Origin of the sequence: Streptomyces sp. PKU-EA00015 (assembly GCF_013387495.1) — a bacterium.
Lineage (GTDB): Bacteria > Actinomycetota > Actinomycetes > Streptomycetales > Streptomycetaceae > Streptomyces.
On the sequence record NZ_JABZEE010000034.1, the window covers coordinates 30,680 to 51,863 of the forward strand.

15 protein-coding genes are annotated in these 21,184 nt (G+C 70.0%); 7 read left to right on the top strand and 8 right to left on the bottom strand.

What is annotated here, in order from left to right; translation table 11 throughout:
- Positions 1 to 21: 21 nt before the first annotated feature.
- A complete protein-coding gene (locus tag HW130_RS20890) occupies positions 22 to 2,436 on the bottom strand; it encodes a SpoIIE family protein phosphatase (protein ID WP_177151180.1) in 2,415 nt (804 codons plus the stop codon).
- A gap of 278 nt (positions 2,437 to 2,714) precedes the next feature.
- Complete coding sequence (locus HW130_RS20895) at positions 2,715 to 5,918, bottom strand: carboxyl transferase domain-containing protein (protein WP_177151181.1); 3,204 nt, start codon at positions 5,916 to 5,918, stop codon at positions 2,715 to 2,717.
- A 78-nt stretch (positions 5,919 to 5,996) separates the two neighbouring features.
- Here HW130_RS20895 and HW130_RS20900 point away from each other — a divergent pair, with 78 nt between their 5' ends.
- The 5 genes from HW130_RS20900 to HW130_RS20920 all read left to right on the top strand — a co-directional run bounded on the left by HW130_RS20900 (position 5,997) and on the right by HW130_RS20920 (position 12,137).
- On the top strand, positions 5,997 to 6,650 hold the full coding sequence (locus HW130_RS20900; protein ID WP_177151182.1) for a TetR/AcrR family transcriptional regulator: 654 nt from the start codon (positions 5,997 to 5,999) through the stop codon (positions 6,648 to 6,650).
- Positions 6,620 to 8,257, top strand: a complete 1,638-nt coding sequence (locus tag HW130_RS20905) for an AMP-binding protein (RefSeq protein WP_177151183.1) — start codon at positions 6,620 to 6,622, stop codon at positions 8,255 to 8,257. The genes HW130_RS20900 and HW130_RS20905 overlap by 31 nt, the downstream gene beginning before the upstream one ends.
- Positions 8,258 to 8,607: 350 nt before the next feature.
- Positions 8,608 to 9,015 (top strand): carbamoyltransferase C-terminal domain-containing protein, encoded by a 408-nt coding sequence (locus HW130_RS36765; RefSeq protein ID WP_309140503.1) that lies wholly within the window; start codon positions 8,608 to 8,610, stop codon positions 9,013 to 9,015.
- A 132-nt stretch (positions 9,016 to 9,147) separates the two neighbouring features.
- Positions 9,148 to 11,463, top strand: a complete 2,316-nt coding sequence (gene pucD, locus HW130_RS20915) for a xanthine dehydrogenase subunit D (protein WP_177151184.1) — start codon at positions 9,148 to 9,150, stop codon at positions 11,461 to 11,463.
- Positions 11,464 to 11,633: 170 nt separating this feature from the next.
- Positions 11,634 to 12,137, top strand: coding sequence for a nucleoside deaminase (locus HW130_RS20920; RefSeq protein ID WP_177151185.1), 504 nt, complete (start codon positions 11,634 to 11,636; stop codon positions 12,135 to 12,137).
- A 460-nt stretch (positions 12,138 to 12,597) separates the two neighbouring features.
- On the opposite strand, the gene HW130_RS20925 is transcribed toward HW130_RS20920, so the two are convergent.
- The 6 genes from HW130_RS20925 to HW130_RS20950 all read right to left on the bottom strand — a co-directional run bounded on the left by HW130_RS20925 (position 12,598) and on the right by HW130_RS20950 (position 18,276).
- Complete coding sequence (locus HW130_RS20925) at positions 12,598 to 14,319, bottom strand: acyl-CoA dehydrogenase family protein (protein ID WP_177151186.1); 1,722 nt, start codon at positions 14,317 to 14,319, stop codon at positions 12,598 to 12,600.
- Between the two features lie 63 nt (positions 14,320 to 14,382).
- Positions 14,383 to 14,949, bottom strand: coding sequence for a PadR family transcriptional regulator (locus HW130_RS20930; protein ID WP_177151187.1), 567 nt, complete (start codon positions 14,947 to 14,949; stop codon positions 14,383 to 14,385).
- A 109-nt stretch (positions 14,950 to 15,058) separates the two neighbouring features.
- On the bottom strand, positions 15,059 to 16,792 hold the full coding sequence (locus tag HW130_RS20935) for a SpoIIE family protein phosphatase (protein ID WP_177151188.1): 1,734 nt from the start codon (positions 16,790 to 16,792) through the stop codon (positions 15,059 to 15,061).
- A 46-nt stretch (positions 16,793 to 16,838) separates the two neighbouring features.
- Complete coding sequence (locus tag HW130_RS20940; RefSeq protein ID WP_177151189.1) at positions 16,839 to 17,225, bottom strand: VOC family protein; 387 nt, start codon at positions 17,223 to 17,225, stop codon at positions 16,839 to 16,841.
- Positions 17,222 to 17,515, bottom strand: a complete 294-nt coding sequence (locus HW130_RS20945) for a metalloregulator ArsR/SmtB family transcription factor (protein ID WP_309140504.1) — start codon at positions 17,513 to 17,515, stop codon at positions 17,222 to 17,224. Before HW130_RS20945 ends, HW130_RS20940 begins: the two co-directional genes overlap by 4 nt.
- Before the next feature lie 83 nt (positions 17,516 to 17,598).
- Complete coding sequence (locus HW130_RS20950) at positions 17,599 to 18,276, bottom strand: helix-turn-helix transcriptional regulator (protein WP_177151191.1); 678 nt, start codon at positions 18,274 to 18,276, stop codon at positions 17,599 to 17,601.
- A gap of 275 nt (positions 18,277 to 18,551) precedes the next feature.
- Between HW130_RS20950 and HW130_RS20955 the strand changes: the two genes are divergently transcribed.
- Positions 18,552 to 19,997 carry an NCS2 family permease gene (locus HW130_RS20955; RefSeq protein ID WP_177151192.1) on the top strand — a complete coding sequence of 482 codons (1,446 nt, stop codon included), beginning with the start codon at positions 18,552 to 18,554 and terminating at the stop codon, positions 19,995 to 19,997.
- A 374-nt stretch (positions 19,998 to 20,371) separates the two neighbouring features.
- A complete protein-coding gene (locus tag HW130_RS20960; RefSeq protein ID WP_177151193.1) occupies positions 20,372 to 21,085 on the top strand; it encodes a DUF4328 domain-containing protein in 714 nt (237 codons plus the stop codon).
- Positions 21,086 to 21,184: the final 99 nt, after the last annotated feature.

Genomic DNA, 21,184 nt, shown 5'->3' on the forward strand with positions numbered 1-21,184 from the left:
GGCGTGGCCGGGGGCGCTGTCCTACGGCCCGAGCAGTGACTGTTCGGTCCAGACGGTCTTGCCCTCGCGCGAGTAGCGCGTGCCCCAGCGCTCGGTCAGCTGGGCCACCAGTAACAGGCCGCGGCCGCCCTCATCGGTGGTGCGGGCGCGACGCAGGTGCGGTGAGGTGTGGCTGGCGTCGGCGACCTCGCAGACGAGACATCGTTCACGGATGAGTCGCAGGGTCACGGGGCCGCTGGCGTAGCGGTAGGCGTTGGTGACCAGTTCACTGGCGATCAGTTCGGTGGTGAACGCCAGGTGTTCCAGTCCCCATTGGGTGAGTTGGGCCGCGGTGAGCGCTCTGGCCTGGGCGGCGGCGGTTGGCTGCAGCGGCAGTTGCCAGGAGACGACGTTCTCCGGTGGCAGTACACGGGTGCGTGCGATGAGCAGGGCGATGTCGTCGGCGGGCTCAGCGGACACGAGGGAGTCGACAACCGCCTGGCACGTCTTCTCCAAGGCGTCCCTGGGGCGTGTGAGCGCTGTGCGCAGCCGTTGCAGGCCCGTGTCGACGTCCATGTGGCGTTCGCCGATGAGTCCGTTGGTGTAGAGCGTGAGCAGGCTGCCCTCGGCCAGTTCGATCTCCCGGGTCTCGAACGGCAGGCCGCCCAGGCCGAGCGGTGGGCCGGGGGGCAGGTCGAGCAGGGCTGCCTGTCCGTCCGGTGTGGTCACGACCGGTGGGGGGTGACCGGCGCGCGCCGCGGAGCACTGCCGGGAGACCGGGTCGTAGACGGCGTACAGGCAGGTGGCGCCGACGATCTGCTCGCCCGCGGGTCGTTCGCCGGCTGTCTCTTGTTCCGCGGCAAGGAGGTTGACCAGGTCGTCCAGTCGGGAGAGGACCTCGTCCGGTTCCAGGTCGAGGGTGGCGAGGGTGTGCACGGCGGTACGCAGCCGGCCCATCGTGGCAGCGGCGTGCAGTCCGTGGCCCACCGCGTCGCCGACGACGAGGGCGACCCTGGCCCCGGACAACGGAATGACGTCGAACCAGTCACCGCCGGGACCGGGGGCCGTACTGGCCGGGAGGTAGCGAGGGGCCACTTCGACGGCCGGCTGGTGCGGAACCGTCCTCGGCAGCAGGGTCCGTTGCAGGGTGGACGCGGTCTGCTGCTGTTGGGTGAAGCGTCGGGCGTTGTCGATGCTGACGGCGGCGCGCGAGGCGAGTTCCTGGGCCAGTGTGAGATCGTCCGCCTCGAACGGCTCGGGGTGCCGCGATCGCCACAGGCTCATCACACCCAGTACCAGGCCGCGCGCGGCCAGCGGCACCACGATCAGGGAATGGGCCGAGAGGTCCGGTGCGTGCTCGCCCTGGCGCGGTTCTGCCAAGAACCAGTCGGGCGAAAGGACCGGTTCGAGGAGGGGACGCCCGTCGGCCAGGCAGCTGGCCTGTGGTGTGCCCGGTGCGAACTCCACAGGCTCCCCTTCCAGGTGCGCCGGGTCGGGCTGCTGGGCCATGACGCCGCGGACCGCGACCCGTGCGACGGGCCCCGGCAGCGCCTGTGCCGGCTCCTCGCCGCGCATCACCGGTTGCGACAGGTCCACCGATACGTGGTCGGCCAGGTGGGGAACCATCACATCCGCGAGTTCGGAGGCGGTCTGTCGCACGTCGAGCGTCGATCCGATGCGGGCACCGGCCTGGGCGAGGAGCGCCAGGCGAAGTCGGGCCCGATGGCGTTCGGTGACGTCCTCGATCGTCTCGGCCACCCCCAGGACCCGGCCGGCGGGATCTTCCAGTCGGAAGGCCGAGACGGACGCGGCCCGCACTCGTGTCGGATCCCGCTGCAGGCGGGCGTACTGCTCGGTGGAGACCAGTGATCTCCCGGTCTCCATCACCTGGCGGACCCGGTCCACGGATTTCCGTGCGTCCTCGGCGACCAGCAGGGCGCCCGTGGGCATTCCCCGAAAGGAAGCGACCGGGATTCCGGTGAACCGTTCGATCGCCCTGTTGACCCGCAGAATCGTCATCTCGGGGCTGTGGACGGCCAGACCGATCGGACACCGGCGGAACAACCCGTCGAGAACCGCGCGGTCTCTCTGCCACTCGAGGACCTCCGCCGCGGGCGCCCCGACGAGGAACCATTCGCGGACATGGTCACCGCGCAGCAGCGCACGTGCCCGCAGACCCATCTCCACGAGCCGCCCGCTGCGATGCCGCACCGCCAGTACGCCGAACCAGCCTCCGTCTCTCCTGCACGTCGCCGCGGCGTGCTCGGCGGCCCGCCGGTCGCCGGGATCGATCAGGACGTCGAAGACCGGACGGCCGATCACCGCCGACTGCGGGTAGCCGAGCAGCTCCTGGGCCCGCAGGCTCCAGCCGACCACGGTTGCCCGGTCGTCGAGCACCGCCGAGGCGGCGTGGTGCAGGGCGAACGGATCGTCCCCGCTCTCGCTGAGCACCGTCATCCGCTTCTCCACCCCGGACACCACCTCGTATCGGATACCGATGTTCCCCCCTGGTTCTCGCACGCGGCCGGCAACCGGCGTGACTCAGACCCGGGTGGGTCGCTCCCTGCTCCAACGACCGGTGCGGGGACCAGGCTGATGCCATGTGATGTATTGAACTCCGGTCAGGGCCGACACCCCGCCGGGCACCGTGTCACGGCGTGGCGGCCATCACCCGTACGGGTCCACGGTGGATCCGCCCTGCCATCCACACCACAGGGGCTGGGCCCCGGTCTTTGTCACCAGGTGTCCACCCGTCCCCCGCGGCTTGCCTCCCCGGCAGCCGCCCGGTGCCCGTCCAGAGCGGCCAGCACCCACTCACGGGAAGCGGCCGGGTCGATCACCGCGTCGATCTCCAGTGCGGCAGCGGCGTTCACTGCCTTGCCATGCTCGTACAGCTCGGCGACGCGCTCCTCGAAAGCCCGCTGCCGTGCCTCCGCGTCCTCGATCGCGGCGAGCTCCTTGCGGTAACCGAGGCGCACCGCGCCTTCCAGTCCCATGCCGCCCAGCTCGCCGCTCGGCCAGGCGGCAGTGGCCAGCGGGACGCGGGTCGAACCGCCCATCATGGCCATCGCACCGAGCCCGTACGCCTTCCGGAGGATCAGCGACACCAGCGGTACGCGCAGATGGGCGCCGGCCAGGAAGAGCCGGGCGAAGTGGCGTACCGTCGCGGTCCGCTCGGCATCGGGTCCCACCATGAAACCGGGCGTATCGCAGAGGGAGACGATCGGCAGCCCGAAGGCGTCACAGAGCTTCAGGAAGCGGGCTGCCTTGTCGGCGGCGTCCCGGTCGATCGCCCCGCCGAGATGGCCCGGGTTGCTGGCAAGGAGCGCCATCGGGCGCCCTTCGACCCGTATCAGTGCCGTAATGACCCCGTTGCCGAAACCCTGCCGCAGCTCCAGCACCGAACCGATGTCCGCGAAGCCCTCCACGACGTGCCGGATGTCGTAGGCGCGGCGCCGGTTCTCGGGCACGGCATGACGAAGCAGCCGCGGATCCGGGGCCTGCCAACTCTCCTGCGCACCCTGGAAGTAGGACAGATAGGCACGGGCCACACGCACCGCCTCCGCCTCGTCCGCGACGGCGACGTCCACGACGCCATTGGGCACCTGGACCGACAGCGGGCCGACTTCCTCGGGCGTGTACACACCGAGACCGCCACCCTCGATCATGGCGGGACCGCCCATGCCGATGGTTGCCTCCGGCGTCGCGATCACCACGTCGCAGCAGCCCAGCAGCGCCGCGTTGCCCGCGAAGCAGCGCCCCGAAGCGATACCGACCAGCGGCACCGAGCCGCTCAGCCGCGCCATCTGATGGAACGTCATCACATCCAGTCCTGCCACGGACGTGGTGTCCGTGTCACCGGGGCGGCCACCGCCGCCCTCGGCGAAAAGCACCACCGGGAGCCGCCGCTCGCCCGCGAGCTGCAGCATCCGGTCGGTCTTGCGGTGGTTCTGCAGGCCCTGGGTGCCCGCGAGGACCGTGTAGTCGTACGACATGGCGACGACCGGGGATCCGGCGACCCTCCCCGTACCGGTCACCATGCCGTCGGCCGGGGTCGAGACGATCAGGTCCTGCAGTGAGCGCCGTTGGCGCTGTGCCGCGACGGCCAGTGCCCCGAACTCGGTGAAACTGCCCTCGTCGCACAGATCGGCGATGTTCTCGCGGGCCGTACGTCGGCCGATCCGGTGCCGCTTGGCGACCGCCTCGGGCCGGTGTTCGTCCAGTGTGAGGGCGTGCCGCGCCCGAACCTCCGCGAGTTCGGGGCGTACGGCGTCGAGATCCACGGCCGCGGCTTCCGACTCCACGGTCCCGGCGCCGTCCGCGGGATCCAGCAGAACCAGCGGCGCTCCTTCAAAGACGGCGTCGCCCACCGCCACGAGCACGGCACGTACCGTTCCGGCCCTCTCGGCACGTACGACGTGCTCCATCTTCATCGCTTCCACCACGAGCAGCTGCCGGCCGGCACCGACCGGCTGCCCTGCCGTCGCGTCGACGGAGACGACTGTGCCGCTCATCGGTGCCGCCACCGTGCCGTCGGCACCGGTCACGGCATCCGGCGCCGCGGACGGTCCATCGGACCACCCTTCGACCTGCCCGCCGGCAAGCCGTCCGGTCAGCTGCTCGACGAAGCCGGTGTCCGTGCCGCCCGCGACGAACTCCGGATCCCGAAGCACCGCGTTCAACAGCGGGATGCCGGTCCGTACACCCTCGACGCCGAACTCACCGAGCGCCCGTCGAGCCCGCTCGCAGGCCGCCGCGAAACCCGAGCCCTCCGGGACCCGGGCGATCACCTTCGCGAGCAGCGGGTCGTAGCGCGTGCCGGTGGTGTCCCCGGTCCGCGTCGCTGTGTCCACACGCACACCAGGGCCCGTCGGCACCTCGAACCGGTTCAGTGTGCCGGGCTCCTCGGCGTACACGCGTGCCTGGACGGCGAAACCGCGCGGCGGCGCCGGTGTCCCGCCGAGGCCCAACGAGGCCAGCGTCCGACCGGCCGACAGGTGGATCTGCACGGCGACCAGATCGACACCCGTCACCTCCTCGGTGACCGTATGCTCCACCTGGAGGCGTGGGTTGGCTTCGATGAAGTGGAACTCCTCGCCGCTGACGAGGAATTCGAAGGTTCCGAGCCCGGTGTAGCGGGTCTCGCGCGCCATCCGAAGGGCGCTGTCGAGCAGCCGGTCGCGCACCCTCGCGCAGAGGGCCGGGGCCGGGGCGGTCTCGATCAGCTTCTGGTGGCGCCGCTGGGCGCTGCAGTCGCGCTCCCAGAGATGGGTCACGGTGCCGGTCGTGTCTCCGAGCACCTGCACCTCGATGTGGCGGGCGCCCGCCAGCAGCCGCTCCACGTACAACTCGCCGCGCCCGAAGCCCTGCTCGGCCTCTGACCGGCAGCGTTCCCAGGCCTCCTCCAGCTCGTCGGCGCCCCGGACCGCCCGCATTCCGCGCCCGCCGCCTCCGCCGACGGCCTTGACCATCACGGCGCCACCGGGCCCGAGTCCGGTCAGGAATTCCCGTGCCTCCGCAAGACTCGTCGGCCCGTCGGTCCCGGCGAGCACCGGCACTCCGAGCCGCCCTGCCAGCGCCCTGGCGCGGCCCTTGTCGCCGAAGAGCGCGATCACCTCCGGATCGGGGCCGACGAACACGATGCCCTCGGCCGTGCAGCGCGCCGCGAAGTCCGCGTCCTCGCTGAGGAAACCGTACCCGGGGTGCAGCAGCCCGCACCCGGCTTTGCGGGCCGCTGCCAGCACCGCGGCGCCATCCAGATACGCGGCGGGCCCCGTGCCGGGCAGCGGATGCGCCTCGTCGGCGAGACGCACATGGGCCGCTTGCGCGTCGTCCTCGGCGTACACGGCCACCGTCCGCAGCCCCGCTTCCTCCGCAGCCCGCAGCACCCGTACGGCGATCTCCCCGCGATTGGCGACCAGTACGGCGTCAGAACCCATGAGCCCTCCAGCAAGTCCGGCACGAGGCAGCGCCGCCATGCTCATTGACATTGGCGCCAACGTCAATATGCTCGCCGCGTGGCACGCAGACAACAGCCCTGGGCGACCAGAACCGCACGCGACCGCACCGACGCACCGGCCCGGACCCAGCTCCTCGACGCCGCGGAGTCGGTCTTCGCGCGCCGCGGCTACGGGCTCGCGACCATCGCCGACATCACGGCCGAGGCCGAGCTCTCGCGGGCGAGCTTCTACGTCTACTTCGCCTCGAAGGAGGAGATCTTCCGCGTGCTGGCGGTCCGCGTGCGGGACGCGTTCCTCGCCGCCCAGGACGTGCCGGGCGTCGACCTGGACGACGCCGCCGCGGTCGCCGAGGCGTCCACGGCCGCCTTCATCTCCGCCTACGCCCGGCACCTGCCGCTGCTGCGGCTGCTCGAGCAGCAGGCGCAGACCGACGGTGACGTCAAGGAGTTGTGGGAGGAGATCCAGGAACGCCCCGTCCACCGTGCCGCCCGCTACATCCGCAGGCTCAGCGCCGATGGCCGGCTCGCCCCCGTCGCCGATCCGCTCGCCGTCGCCCGTGCCGTGGGCGGTATGAGCATCCAGTTCGCGCGTCTCGTCGCCCAGCGGCCGACGGAGTACGACGCCGCCGTCCGCGATGTCACCGCCATGTATCTGCACCTGCTCGGAACAGGAGCCGCACCATGCGAACCAGCCGGACCGAGGAGTACCTGAACGACCTGCGCGCCCGTCAGGCGAGGTCCCGTCAGGGGAGGCAGCCGGAGACGGTGACCCATCGCGCGGGCGAGCGGACGGTGCCGGGGTACGTACGCCACTGGGCCGAGGTGACGCCCGACAGGGCCGCGCTCGTCTTCGGCGGTCAGGAGCTTTCTTACCGCGAACTGGACGATACCGCCGACCGGTTGGCCGGCTGGCTGGACGCCCACGGTGTGCGCCCCGGCGACCGCGTCGCCGTCTTCCTGCCCAACAGCCCTCACTTCGTGGTCGCGTTCCTGGCCGTGCTGCGTCTCGGCGCCGTGCACGTCCCGGTCAGCCCGATGTTCAAGTCGGCCGAGCTGCGGCACGAACTCGCGGACGCGGGCGCGGAAGTCGTCATCACCGCCGGCCGTCTGGTTCCCGTACTGGAGGAGGTGCGGGAGGCCACCGCCGTGCGCGAGACACTGCTGCTGGAGGACTGGCAGCAGGTGCTGGACCACCCGCCCCTCGGCCGTGTCGCCGACGATCCGGACGCGCTCGCCGCCCTCAACTACACCGGCGGCACCACCGGAATGCCCAAGGGCTGCGAGCACACCCAGCGCCACATGGTCTACACGGCCACCGCCATCCAGGGCGGCATACCCGGCGCCGCCGACGGCATCGTCTCGCTGTGCTATCTGCCGGTCTTCTGGATCGCGGGTGAGAACCTCGGCATCCTTGCGCCCCTCGTCTCCGGCGGCACGAGCGTCCTGCTGGTCCGCTGGGACCCGGCGAAGGTTCTCGCCGCCGTCGAGCGGTACCGCGTCACCACGATGGCCGGCACCGTCGAGAACTACCTCGAACTGCTCGACCACCCGGACTTCGCCGCCCACGACCTGAGCAGCCTCACCGCCCCGCTCACCGTCTCCTTCATCCGCAAGCTCACCCCGGACATCCGCGCCCGCTGGCGCGCCGCGGTCGGCCCGGACAGCGTGCTGCGCGAGGCCTCGTACGGCATGACGGAAACACACACCAGCGACACCAGCACCCTCGGCTTCCAGGACGGCGACCGGGACCTGCTCAGCGACCCGGTCTTCTGCGGACTGCCCGTCCCCGGCACCGACTTCATGGTCACCGACTTCGCGACCGGCGAGCCGCTGCCGCTCGGCGAGCGCGGCGAGATCGTCGTCCGCGGGCCGTCCGTCCTGACCCGCTACTGGAACGCTCCCGAGGACACCGCCGCCGTCCTGCGCGACGGCTGGTTGCACACCGGCGACATCGGCAGTCTCGACGAGGACGGCTGCCTCCACTATCTCGGCCGCCACAAGGACATGATCAAGGTCAAGGGGATGAGCGTCTTCCCCACCGAGGTCGAGACGCTGCTGGCCCAGCACCCGGGCGTGCTCGCCGCCGCCGTGGTCGCGCTCGACGACGAGACGTTCGGCCAGCGCCCGTACGCGTACGTCCGCGCCGTCCCCGGCAGCGGGCTGACCGCCGGGGCCCTGCACGACTGGGCGACCGAGGCCATGGCCGCGTACAAGGTCCCCGGGATCGAGCTGGTCGACGCCTTCCCGATGACCGCGACCGGCAAGATCAGGAAGACGGAACTGACCGAGCGGGCCACTCGTCCGCGGCATGCGCCGTGAACTGCGGTGGGCGGCCCGGCGTTCAGCCCGGTTGCCACCGCTGGGGACCGTTCTCGGTGCGCGGACTGTGCTGGGTTTTATAGGAGTTTCCTCACGCCGCGAGCCCCACTGATTCTTGTAGGAACCTATGAAGAGCCGGGCGTGGCCTGCCGGGGCTTTCATGCCTTCCACTCCTAGCTGACTGTACCGGGTTGGCTGTGTACTCCTCGTACAAGTTGCAACGAGACAAGGCGAGTTGCAGCGAACCAGGGGGATCGGTGCCGTGCGCCCCGCCTCCAGCCATGCCCTTCGGGGCCGCTGGATGCGAGGGCCCGGCATCGGACGCGACACGCATCGCGGGCCGTACCGGCGTGAGGGCAGCCACCGACTTGGAACACTGTCGGCTGACCCCTGCGCTCGATCCCTCTGACGTTTCGTCGAACGAGGGAGAGAGCCTTGAGCAAGTCGTCGACCGGTCGTCGTATCGAATCGCCTGGCCCGGCCTGGATATCACCGTCACCGCGGAACTCGACGACCGCAACACCGGCATCAAGTACGGCACGCCGACCGAGCCGATGCCGGCCTCCCCCGTGGGACAGATCCGCGAAGAAGACCTCCCCGCCCTGAACGAGGCCAGGCGCGCCGAATACCGGGACGCCGTCCCCGGGGCCACCCACGTCGACGGCACCTCCCGGGTGCAGACCGTCACCGACGCCGCCACCCCCCGGCTCGCCGCGCTGCTGCGCCGCTTCACCGCCCTGACCGACGTCCCTGCCTGATCAACGCCTCGTTCGACGTCGCAGGCGAACCGATCGTGTGCAGTCCACCGACGCCGTCCACTGCTTTCTGTCCACCGAGATCGACTACCTGATGCTCGGCAACCATCTCGTCACCAAGACGGAGGCCACCTCGTGACAACGCCCCTCTCCCCCGCACGCGCCCCGCAAGCCCTGAACGAGGCGATCAGCGGCGGCATCGGCGACAGCCCGCTCCGCCCGGACGGCACCCTCAAGGTCAGCGGCGAGTACGCCTACTCCTCCGACCTGTGGGCGGAAGACATGCTCTGGGGCGCCACCCTGCGCAGCCCCCACCCGTACGCCCGGATCAACTCCATCGACATCGGCCCGGCCCTCAAGCACCCCGGCGTGTACGCGGTCCTCACCCACCAGGACGTCCCCGGTGAGAACGTGTACGGGCTGAAGGTGTCCGACACCCCCGTCCTCGCCGAGGACGTCGTCCGCTACCAGGGCGAGCCCGTCGCCCTGGTCGCCGCCGACCACCCCGAAACGGCCCGACGCGCCCTCGCGAAGATCGTCGTCGACTACGACGTACTCGAACCGATCACCGACCCGGAGCGGGCCGCGCACGACACCACGCTGCCCAAGCTGCACCCCGGCGGCAACGTGGTCCGCTACCAGCCGATCATCAAGGGCGACCCCGACGCCACCGCCGGCGTCGTCGTGTCCGACGTGTACACCCTCGGCATACAGGACCAGGCGTTCCTCGGCCCGGAGTCCGGTCTGGCCATCCCCGACGAGGACGGCGGCGTCGACCTGTTCCTGGCCACGCAGTGGCTGCACGTCGACCAGAAGCAGACCGCCCGCGCACTCGGCCTGCCCCTGGACAAGGTCCGCTTCACGATGTCCGGTGTCGGCGGCGCCTTCGGCGGACGCGAAGACCTGTCCATGCAGATCCACTGCTGCATGCTGGCCCTGCGCACCGGCAAGCCCGTGAAGATGGTCTACAACCGGTTCGAGTCGTTCTTCGGCCACGTCCACCGCCACCCCGCGAAGATGTACTACGAGCACGGCGCCACCGAGGAAGGCAAGCTCGTCTACGTCAGGGCACGCATGTACTTCGACGGCGGCGCCTACGCCTCCAAGACCCCCGTCGTCGTCAGCAACGCCACCTCGCTCGGCACCGGCCCGTACGAGGTGCCCAACACCAGGATCGAAGGCTGGGGCCTGTACACGAACAACCCTCCGTGTGGAGCGATGCGCGGTCTCGGCGCGGTACAGCCGGCGTTCGCCTATGAGCTGCAAATGGACAAGCTCGCCCAGGCCCTCGGCATGGACCCGGTACGGCTGCGTCAGATCAACGCCGTCGAAGAAGGCTCCACCATGCACACCGGGCAGGTGCTCGACTCCCCGGCCCCGGTCGCCGAACTCCTTCAGCGCCTCGAACAGATCCCCCTGCCGGAGGAGGACCGCAGCGCACCGGCGGACGTGCGGAATCTGCCGGGCGGCGTGTCCAACACCACCCACGGTGAAGGCATCGTCCGGGGCGTCGGCTACAGCGTCATCATCAAGAACGTCTCCTACGCGGAAGGCGTCGACGACTACTCCACCGCGCGGGTGCAGTTGCAGGCCATCGCCGGTGAGCCGGTCGCGACGGTGCACACCGCCGCAGCTGAAGTCGGGCAGGGCCTGATCACCGTGCAGCAGCAGATCGCCCGCAGTGAACTCGGTGTCGAGCGGGTCACCATCCACCCGGCCGACACCAACGTCGGTGACGCCGGATCGAGTTCGGCTTCCCGCCAGACGTACATCACCGGCGGCGCCGTCCGCAACGCGTGCGAAGCCGTCCGCCAGGTGGTCTTCGGCCGGGTCGCCCAGCGCTACGGGGAGAACGCCGAGGACCTCACCCTGTCCGGCGGCAAGGTCATCTCCACCAGCGGCTTCGTCGTCGACCTCGCCACCCTCCTCGGTGACGAGGTGATCGAGGAGACCCGCGAGTACCACCACCTGACGACCTACCCGATGGACCCCGCCACCGGGCAGAGCCCCCGTGTCCACGTCCAGCACGCCTTCGCCGCCCACCGCGCCGTCGTCGACGTCGACACCGACCTCGGCCTGGTCAAGGTCGTCCAGCTCGACTGCGCCCAGGACGTCGGCAAGGCCATCAACCCGGACGCCGTGGTCGGACAGATCCACGGCGGCTCCACCCAGGGGCTCGGCCTCGCCGTGATGGAAGAGATCAAGGTCAAGGACGGCAAGATCCGTAACCCGTCGTTCACCGACTACCTGATCCCGACCATCCTCGACACCCCGCCGATGAACGTCGACGTCATCGAACGCGCCGACCCCAACGCCCCCTACGGCGTGCGCGGCGTCGGCGAGCCGCCCACCATCTCCGCGACCCCGGCGATCGTCAACGCCATCCGCAACGCGACCGGCCTGAACCTCACCCACACCCCGGTCACGCCCGAGCACATCGCCGTCGCCTGACCCACAGGCCCACCCTGCCGGGGGTGGCCGCTGTCGGCACTGACCGACCATGCCCACCCCCGGCCCCGCCACACGCCACCCAGGGGCCGGCTGTGCCCGCACAGGGCGGAGCACCGCGGGGATGGCATCCACCACCGAAACACCCACACCCTTCCCGAGAAGGAGCAGTCATGACCGCGCACACCCAAGAGGCCGGCGTCCACGAGTTCGAGCGGGCGTGGCTGGAAGAGGCGATCCAGCTGGCCACCACCAGCGTGGCCAACGGCGGCGGCCCGTTCGGCGCGCTGATCGCCAAGGACGGCGAGATCATCGCGACCGGCAACAACCGGGTCACCTCGACCCTGGACCCGGTCGCGCACGCCGAAGTCAGCGCCATACGCGCCGCCTGCCGGCAGCTCGGCGAGTTCACGCTGGAGGGCTACACCCTGATCACCTCGTGCGAGCCGTGCCCGATGTGCCTTTCCGCCGCTCTGTGGGCGCGCGTGGACCGGGTCGTGTTCTCCGCCGACCGGCACGACGCCGCAGTGGCCGGATTCGACGACCGCGAGTTCTACGACCTGTTCGAGAAGAGGCCCGCGTCGATGTGGCCGATGGCCGTCGACCAACTGGACCTCCCGAACCGGACGGCACCGTTCGACGCGTGGGTGGCCAAGGCCGACCGCGTCGACTACTGATGGGGAGCTCCCTGGTGGAGATCAACACCGGCCGGTGAACCAGGCGACGAACAGGCCCGAGGGGGCCGCCGCGGTGGCCCCCTCGGGCCGGCCCACCGACACAGGCACACCGACAACGCGCGTGCTGCTGCGCCACGGCGAAACACTGCTGACGCCCCGGAAACGGATCTCCGGAAGCGGTGGCACGGACCTGGGCCTGTCGCAGGCGGACAGCAACAGGCCCGCGCGACAGCCGACCTGCCGGCCGCGCAGGGCAGCGTGCGGGCGGTCCCCTTTACGCGAACCTGCCGGACCCCGGACCGTCCACTCCCTGCCGCACCGTGGCCGCCGGCTCACAACCCGTTCTCGACCGGCAGGCGGAACCCTAGGGCGTGATCCAGTTCGGCGGTGATCAGCCTGAGGGCGCCGCCGCCTGCTGCGAGAAGCCCGATGATCAAGAGCCTCGAGCGCCGCCGCGTTGTTACGGCGCCATCTCGTACGCCCCGGACAGTGCCTCCACACGCTCCCACACCCGCGCCGAGCGGGCCTGGTCGGCGGCCGGGCGCCGGATCGCGCCGAGTGCCCAGATCTGCTGCCGCTCAGTGGCGGAGTCCTTCCCGTGCAGCTCGACGGCGTGCGCGGAGAAGTCGCGTACGAGCACGGCGAACAGTTCGTCCAGCACGTCCTCGTCGAGGCCGGTCAGGCGCGCCTGCTCCAGGATCAGCTGACCGTGGACGACGAGCGCGAACAACTGGCCGACGGAGAGCAGGAGATCGAGGTCGCGGCTCTGTTCCTCGTCCGGGGCGGCGGTGGTGACGAACTCGCACAGCGCGTCCGCCTGCTCGCGGAGGAGGGCGACGTTGGGCAGCTCCGCATAGGCGTCGTAGGCCGCGCGCCAGTCGTGGAAGCGGACGGAGCCCAGGCCGCGGGCCGGTCCCTGCTGGAAGAGGAAGGTGTCGTCGGCCGCGTCCAGGCGGGTCGGGACGGGCGCGTACTCGGCCGGATCCAGCAGGTGGTTGCGCATGAACTTGAGGATCAGCGCGAGATTGACGTGGACTGTGCCCTCCAGCTTGGGCAGGCCGCGGATCTCGACGGCCGCCTGGGCGAAGTAGTTGTCCTTCTCGAAGCCCTTGGCCGCGATGACGTCCCACATCAGGTCGATGACCTTCTCTCCCTCCGTGGTCACCTTCATCTTCGTCATCGGGTTGAAGAGCAGGTAGCGGCGGTCGTCGGGACCCGCGGTGCGGAAGTAGTCGACGGCGCGGTCGCTGAAGAGCTTCATGCCGACGAGACGGACGTACGCGTCGGTCAGCTCGCGGCGCACGTGCGGGAAGGCGGTGACGGGGCGGCCGTAGAGGATGCGGTTGTGCGCGTGGGTGACGGCCTCGTACATCGCGTGCTCGCAGATGCCGATGGAGGCGGTGCAGAGGTTGAACTTGCCCACGTTCACGGTGTTGAGGGCGGCGTCGAAGGCGGCGCGGCCCGTGTGCAGGACGTCGTCCGGGCCGACCGGGTAGTTCTCCAGGCGGAACTCGCTGACGTACTTGGAGGAGTCGACGACGTTCTTCACGAGGTGGTAGCCCGGGTGACGGCTGTCGGCCGCGAAGAAGACGTATCCCTCCGGGCCCTCGATGTCGGTGCGGCGGCCGAAGACGGAGACCAGCCCGGCGGCGTTGCCGTTGCCGATGTAGTACTTGGAGCCGCCGGCCTTGAAGCCGCCGTTGCCGTCGGGCTCCAGCAGCATGTCCGTCGAGTAGATGTCGGCGCCGTGCGCCTTCTCGGAGAGGCCGAACGCGAACACTTCGCCCTGGGCGAGGAGTTCGGCCGCACGGGCACGGGCGGTCGCGTTGCCGCTCTGCCAGACGGGGCCGAGGCCGAGGATGGTGACCTGCCACGCGTACCAGTAGTCGAGCCCGTAGAAGCCGAAGATCTCGTTGAGGGCGGCGATGCGGGCGGTGTCCCACCGCTTGTCCTGGTGCCCGTCGGCGGCGGCGGCCGGGGTGAGGAAGGTGGCGAACAGCCCCTCCTTGCCCGCGAACGCGAGGAAGTCAGCGAGCCAGGCCCGGGAGCGGTAGTCCTCGATCAGCCGGCGCTTGCCCCGCTCCTCGAACCAGTCGACGGTGGCGCGCAGCAGCCTGCGGGTCTCGGGGTCGAAGTGCGCCGGGTCGTAGGTGCGCGGGTTGAACAGCAGGGTGTCGGCCATGGAGGGGCGCCTTCCGAGGAGTTGGGAGTGAGGGTTGCCGGTCGGGAGGAAAGGACGGGCAGTTCAGGTACGCGGGTGTGACGCGACGAGCCGGTGGACGGTGGCGAGCACGTCGTCGAGCCAGGCGATCGTCATCCGTTCGTACGCGATGCCGCCGCGCAGCACGACATGCTGCAGTTCCTGGCCGGCGTCGGGCGCCGCGGGGGCCTCGGGCCCGGTGAAGTCGCGTGCTTCACCGGCGAGGTAGTGCGCCAGCCGGTCCCTGTGCACCTGGCGGTGCCGCTCGACCTCGCTGATCAGCGCGGCCGGGTCGTCGAAGGCCGCGCCTCGGATCTTCACGGCGAGATCGTGCCGGAGGCTCTCGGGTTCGATCGGTTCGTGCAGCCACTCGGAGAGGGCGGTACGGCCGCGCCCGGCGACGGAGTACTCCCTCTTGTCCGGCCGGCCCTGCTGTGCCACGTCGCGGACGTCGAGCAGGCCGTCGCTCTCCATGCGCTTGAGCACGCGGTAGATCTGCTGGTGGGTGGCGGTCCAGAAGTAACCGATGGACCGTTCGAAACGCCGGGCCAGCTCATAGCCGGAGCCCGGCTTCTCCAGAAGCGAGACGAGTATCGCGTGTTCGAGCGCCACACGGCGATCCTGCTATGCAACTCGTTGCATAGACAAGCGGCAGTGCCCGGGTGAGACACGGCTCACCCGGGCGCGCCTCGACCGGCCCGTCCCCCGTCGCCGAGGTGCGTCAGAGGTCGGGCCCGTCCTCCGAAGGAACGCGCACGACCAGCAGAGCGACGTCGTCGTCGTTGTCGTCGGGGCGGGCTCGTTCCATGAGGAGGTCGGTGAAGGCCTCCAGAGGCCGGTGGGCCAGAGCGGCGGCATTCCGGCGCAGCCTCTCCAGGCCGTCGTCGAGCGAACGGCCGGGGGATTCGATCAGGCCGTCGGTGTAGAGCACCAGTGTGGACAGTGGCGGCAGAACGACCGTTGCGTCCTCACGGGGCATGCTGACGTGGGAGCCGAGAAGGATGCCGTGTCCGTCGTCGAGGTAACGGCTCTGACCGTCGTACGCGACCAGCAGAGGCGGCGGGTGGCCGGCGTTCGTCCACCGAAGCATCCACTGCCCGTCGGCGTCCGTCTCCAGCCGGCCGAGGATCATGGTGGCCATCTCGACTTCCGAGATGTGCGACAGGGCCTCGTCGACATGGCTGACGACGACGCTGGGCGGTTCTTGCTGCGACCAGGCGTAGGCCCGCAGGATGTTGCGGAGCTGGGCCATGTCGGCCGCCGCGTCCAGGTCGTGCCCGACGACGTCGCCGATGACCAGCGCGAGGGCCTGGTCGGGAAGGCGGAAGGCGTCGTACCAGTCGCCGCCGACCTGTGACGCGTGCGGCGCGGGCAGGTAGCGGGCGGCCATTTCCAGGCCCGGTACACGGGGCATCTGGGGCAGCAGGTGGCGCTGCATGGTCTCGGAGACCTTGCGCTGCCGCTGGTAGAGACGTGCGTTGTCCAGGGCCAGACCGGCGCGGCGGGTGATGTCCTCAAGCAGTGGGATGTCGGTGCCTGTGAAGGGGTCGGGGCGGTCGGATCTGCCGAGGGTGAGAGCCCCGAGGACCTCGCGCAGTCCGCGGATGGGCGCGATGACCGCGGAGTGCATCCCCGTGCCCTCGAAGAGCCTGCGCTGTTCGACCGCTATGCCGGAGTCGGGCGGCCCCTGATACGTCTCGGGCGTCGCCAGGGTCGACCCCCCGCCCCGCAGCGCCCGGGACAGCGGCTGGGGAGAGGCCGGGGGCACCGGTGGCATGGCCCCCTCCAAGTCCTCGCGGCGCACGAGCCGGCCGTTCTCCTCGTGCGCGACCACGGTGCGCCACACCTCGTCGTTGTCGCTGATCAGGTCGATGATCGCCCAGTCCGCCAACAGGGGAACGACCAGTCGCACCAGTCGGTCCAGCGCCTCGTCGACGTCCAGGGTGGAGGTGAGCTGGGTGGTGGTCTCGGCCAGCAGCGCCAGACGTTCGAGCTCCGGCAGCAGCTCCATGCTGAGGGCCGGGCCCCGCAGGTGCCGCGCGGCGGACTCGTGCTCGTGGAACACCACCAGGGCGCCCACTTCGTCGGCGCCGAGGCGGAGCGGGCTCACCAGCCAGGACATCGACAGCAAGGTCCCGTCACCGCGCTCGAAGTAGGCCAGTTCCTCCTGCCGGGTTCGCCTGGCGACGAAGGCTTCCATCATCGGGCACCGGCTCCTGGGAATGGTCATCCCGTTGCCGTCCCGGTGGAGCAGATCATGCGCGTCCCGACCGAGCAGATCCTCGGCGCTCCGCCCCAGCAACGCCTCGGCCTCGCCGTTCACCGCGACGATGGCCCCGTCGGCATCCACCGCGTACGCGCCGGCCTCCAGTCCGGCCAGCCAGCTGCCCAGTCGGTGCTGCGACGCGGCGAACTGCTCCGCGTCCCTCGCCCGACCACCACTTTGCGCACTCATGTCCCCGCACCTCCGCACTCGAGCCGGCACTGCGACACAGGCGGTCCTACTCGACGTGGGCGATCTGGATGAGGTTGCCGCAGGTGTCGTCCAGCACCGCGGTGGTGACCGGGCCCGTCTTCAGGGGCTCCTGGGTGAACCGCACGCCCAGCCCCCGCAGCCTGGTGAACTCCGCGTGCACGTCGTCCACGGCGAAGGAGGTGGCCGGGATGCCGTCCTCGACCAGTGCCGACGTGTACGGCTTCACGGCGGGGTGGCTGTCCGGCTCCAGCACCAGTTCCGTGCCGTCGGGGTTCTCGGGAGAGACCACGGTCAGCCACCGGTGCTCACCCAGCGGGACATCGTTCTTCTTCACGAAGCCCAGTACGTCGGTGTAGAAGCGCAGGGCTTTGTCCTGGTCGTCGACGAAGACGCTGGCCAGGTTGATTCTCATGGCGTTCGCTCCGGTGCGTCGGGCCTGAGCCATCGGGCGATGATGCGCTCAAGCGGTTCGGTGTTCAGGTCGTGGAACTTGTAGCGACCCTCGCGTCGCGTCCGTATCAGGTCCGCGTCTTCCAGCACCGCGAGGTGCTGGCTGATCGCCTGGCGGGACAGCCCGAGTCCGTGTTTGGCCGTCAGCCGTGCACAGATCTCGAACAGGGACTGTCCGTCCCGTTCCACCAGCTCGTCGAGGATCCGCCTGCGGGTGGGGTCGGCCAGAGCCTTGAAGACATCACTCGCCACAGCCCCATCGTAGGCAAGCATCCACTTGCCTAACAAGGCGTGGGACACCTCCGTCGGCCTGGCCCGAGAGACGCACGAGGTCGTCAGTGGTCCGGGAGCCGGGCCCAGAAGTGGTTGACGATGTCATCGATGTACCGTCGCCCGTTCTCGCCGGAGGCGATGGCGCCGCCGGCCCGGCTGAGGGTGGCGGCCATGAGGGTCTGGTACTCCTGATGCATGGCGCGCAGAGGTTCTTGCAGGTCGCGGCGCTCCATGGAGACGAGGCGGGCGATGGCGCGGATATGGGCCTGCCAACGCGTGGAGACGGCTTCGGTGAGGAGGCGGGCCAGTTCGCCCTCGAGCCCGGTGATGGCGATGAAGTCGCGCGGAGGGAGATTCAGGACGGTGCCGAGAGCGGCGGACTGCCGTTCGTCGCCGGTCCATCGGCCGGTTTCTTCCATGTGGTGATAGGCATCGAGGGCGACGCCGGTCGAGCGGGCGACGTCCTCGGCGGCGAGTCCGCGGGCGAGGCGGTGTTCCCGCAGGGTGCGGGGGGCGCCCATGAGATCGCGAGGGGCGCACCACAGGGCGCCGGCGAGGGCGGTGAGTTCGTTGGCGGAGGGCAGGGCGGTGCCGCGTTCCCATGCGGCGATGTGGTCGGGGGTGATGTGGGTCATGCCGTAGGAGGCGCGCATGCCGTAGGCGACGTGGCCGGGGCCCATCCCGAGTTTCTCGCGCAGAGTGCGGGCAGCGCGCGCGTTGAAGGGGAGCGGTGGATGCACAGGCTGAGAGTAGGCAGTCACCGGGGGTGAACTCCATGGCCGCTGTCGCCCGCATCCCGTTTTGGCGGGATAGGTCGTCGGCGATTCTGTAGGAACCGACAGGGGCGGTACGAGAAGTCAACCCCTGGATACCGCAAGGTAATTGAGATCACGTCGCTGACGCGTATGATCCGCTTCCCAGGTGCCGCATGTGTGTTCGCACAACTGACTGCCACACGCTCCCGGCGCCACCGCCATGCCTTCCCCTCGCACCTGCAGGTCCAGGAGACGCAGTCATGCAGACCAGCACGACCGGCCCGGCCGACGCCGGGGCCACCAGAGCCCATGGCCCGCTCGACCGGTTCTTCCGCATCAGCGAACGCGGCTCGACCTACAGCCGTGAGGTACGCGGCGGGTTCGCCACGTTCTTCACCATGGCGTACATCCTGGTGCTCAACCCGATCATCCTCAGCAGCGCCAAGGACAAATTCGGCGAGCAGCTGGACGCCGGCCAACTGGCCACCGCCACGGCGCTGGTGGCCGCGGTCATGACCGTCATCATGGGTGTGGGCGGCAACCTGCCGCTCGCCCTGGCCGCGGGCCTGGGCATCAACGCCGTCGTCGCCTTCCAGGTCGCGCCCCTGATGAGCTGGGACGACGCGATGGGCCTCGTCGTGCTCGAAGGCCTGTTGATCTGCGTCCTGGTCGTGACCGGTCTGCGCGAGGCCGTCATGCATGCCATCCCGCAACCCCTCAAGCAGGCCATCAGCGTCGGCATCGGCCTGTTCATCGCGTTCATCGGTTTCGTGGACGCCGGGTTCGTCACCCGTATCCCGGACGCCGCGAACACCACCGTGCCCGTGCAGCTCGGCACCGGTGCCCTCACCGGCTGGCCCATGCTCGTCTTCTGCCTCGGTGTGCTCCTGACGATCGTTCTCCTCGCCCGCAAGGTCAGGGGCGCCATCCTCATCAGCATCGTCCTGATGACCGTCGTCGCCGTCGTCGTCAACACGGTCGCCGACGTCAAGACCTGGGGTCTGACGACACCTTCCCTGCCCGACAAGCCCTTCGCCGCCCCCGACTTCGGGCTGCTGGGCAACTTCGACCTGTTCGGCTCGTTCGGTCAGGTCAGCGTACTGACCGTCGTCCTGCTCGTGTTCACCCTGGTCCTGTCAGACTTCTTCGACACCATGGGCACCGTCGTCGGCGTCACCGCCGAAGCCGGCCTCCTCGACGAGCGGGGTCAGGTCCCTGGCCTCGGCCGTGTGCTGCTCATCGACGGTACGGCCGCTGTTGCGGGTGGCGCCGCCTCCTCGTCGTCCGCCACCACCTACATCGAATCCGCCGCAGGTGTCGGTGAAGGCGCCCGGACCGGCTTCGCCAACCTCGTCACCGGCGGCCTGTTCGCGCTCGCCCTGTTCCTCGCCCCCGTCCTGACGATCGTGCCTCTCCAGGCCGCGGCCCCGGCCCTCGTCGCGGTCGGGTTCCTGATGATGACCCAGGTCAAGCACATCGACTGGGACCGCTACGACGTCGCCGTCCCCGCCTTCCTGACCATCGTCGTCATGCCGTTCACCTACTCGATCACCAACGGCATCGGCGCCGGCTTCATCGCCTACGTGGTCATCAAGGCGTGCCTGGGCAAGGCCCGCGAGGTCCACTGGCTGCTCTGGGGCACCGCAGCGCTCTTCCTCGTCTACTTCGCCATCGACCCGCTGGAGCAACTGCTCGGCATCAAGTGACCGCCCGGGCAGGGTGGCTCCCGTGACAACACAACGGGGCCACCCTGCCGGTGGAGTGTCGTCGACACTGCCGCAGGCCCACGGCCGGCAGGGCACCCGTCCCCGCCGGCGCCATCGCGCAGCAGACCCGCCGCTCGGCCTTCGTCCGATCACATGCGCATGACGGGTCCGGCCGGCCATGGAGGGCGGAACCGACACCGGTGTCGGCGTATCGGCTCACGTGCGGAAGGCCGCTCCCCCGACAGGGCCCCGTCCGGGGGGCGTGCAGGTCAGCCGTGGTTTTACCGATGGACGGCGCATCGGTGCACGGCGTATGTTCGCGCGGCGACCCGCCGTCGTGGGGCGCGCTTCCACACCTTGGGGGGTCATTCGTCATGTCTTCTGTCGTCGCCGCCGGGCCGAGACCCGGGCTCAAGCCCCTGACAGCATGGTCCCGGGCCGTGTACGTCACGCTCGCACTTGTCATCGCCGCCGACGTGTACTCGCTGGTGACCGGAATCCAGCTGTACGGCATGTGGGCCGATGTGGCGCGGGGAGGCTGGGTCGCCGACTCCGTGCGGCAGTACCCCGGCGTCGAGTCCCGTTACGCCTGGTCCGCAACCGGGCAGGCCAACACGCTCGTAGTCTGCGCGGTGGTCTTCATCGTGTGGTTCCACCGGGTACGGCGCAACGCCGGACTCCTCACGCCCGATGGGCACAGCAAAGCCTCGGGCTGGGCGATCTGGGGGTGGATCGTGCCCGTGGTGTGGTGGTGGTTCCCGCGCCGCATCGCCCTCGACTCCTGGCAGGCGAGCACACCGTACGCCGGCGATGCGCCGCGGTCATCCGGGAGCGGCGTCGTCAACCTCTGGTGGGCGGCATGGCTGGCCACCCAGTTCCTCGGCCAGTTCGCGGGCCGCGCCTACGGACGCGCGGAGGAACCCGACGCCATTCGGGAAGCCCTCCGCATGCTCAACGGCTGCGACATCGTGGACATCCTCGCGGCTCTCCTCGCCATCGTCTTCGTCCACCGCCTCACCACACTCCAGCAGCACACGATGGACCACCTTCCGACAACTCCCCCACTGTCGCCGCAGCCGCAGCCGTGAACCCGGCTCCGATCACCACGGCCTGCCGAGGTGGCGGATCAGGTCGCTCTGTGGCGGCCACTTCGGGCAGCCATCCAAGAGCGTCACCGCCGATTGACA